At 55.5% G+C, this 966-nt stretch carries 2 protein-coding genes; both read left to right on the top strand.

Annotated features, from left to right (window positions below; genetic code table 11):
• Positions 1-593: site-specific DNA-methyltransferase (locus EOC06_RS37850; protein WP_206631366.1), on the top strand; the 593-nt coding region annotated here is incomplete at its 5' end.
• Positions 590-966, top strand: a 377-nt coding sequence (locus EOC06_RS37845) for an XcyI family restriction endonuclease (protein WP_128310149.1), incomplete at its 3' end; no start/stop codon positions are given. The genes EOC06_RS37850 and EOC06_RS37845, both read left to right, overlap by 4 nt.

Here is a 966-nt window from a genome sequence, read left to right as displayed (position 1 = left end):
ACATCGGCGATGGCTTTACGAGCGGTAACCGCACATGGCGGGCGCCCGATAAGAAGAATCCGGCTCGGGCCATGTCAATGCGTCCGGAGACACCTGAAGGTCTCAAACCAAAGGATCTGATGGGCATTCCCTGGCGGCTGGCGTTCGCCTTACAGGATGATGGATGGTATCTCAGAGCCGATGTCATCTGGAACAAGCCGAACGGGATGCCTGAAAGCGTTCGAGATCGCCCGACGAGGACGCACGAATACCTCTTTATGTTTTCTAAGGAGGAGCAATATTTCTATAATCGAGACTCGGTTCGAGAAGGCAATGGGCGGAATCTTCGCTCGGTTTGGAACGTCAATACACTGCCTTTTGCGGGAGCTCATTTCGCGACTTTCCCTCCCAAATTGATCGAGCCCTGCATCCGTTCATCAAGCCGCCCCGGCGACTTCGTACTAGATCCCTTCTTTGGCTCGGGGACCGTCGGTCTGGTAGCGCAGGAGCATGGTCGCTCATACGTTGGCATTGAACTTCACCCCGCTTACGTTGCCCTGGCCGCCGAGCGGCTGTGTCACTCCGATGGATCGATTATCCGAGTGGCCGCATGATACCGTCTCCGGAATTGCAGATAGAATTCAGCGTTGCATTGGCTGAAATTCGCCAGTTAATGCTTCAAGAAGCGCTCAAAGAGACCGTTCGGAAGCTCGACATTCCATCGTTGGACCGGGAGCTGGCGGCCAACGTCCCGGGCCATAGTTTGACGCAACTCGCCAGTCACGGCATTCGCGGCGAAATGTTGTTTCCCGTCCCGTTGGTCTTAACCGCGAACCCTCGCTTGATCGGTTACTACCGCCTCCTCTACGGCTATAGCCAAAAGGAATTCTACACAACGGCAACTGGAGCGGGCCGCTTTATTTCGATGGAGACGAAGGGGATCCTACGCTCGGCTTTGTCGCCCGACATCGAAACGCTGTGCAAAGA

The sequence above is a fragment of the Mesorhizobium sp. M7A.F.Ca.MR.362.00.0.0 genome (genome assembly GCF_004023175.1).
In the GTDB taxonomy this organism is placed as follows: Bacteria; Pseudomonadota; Alphaproteobacteria; order Rhizobiales; family Rhizobiaceae; genus Mesorhizobium.
Note: the sequence above shows the minus strand (reverse complement) of the source record. Positions and strands in the feature narration are given on the sequence as shown.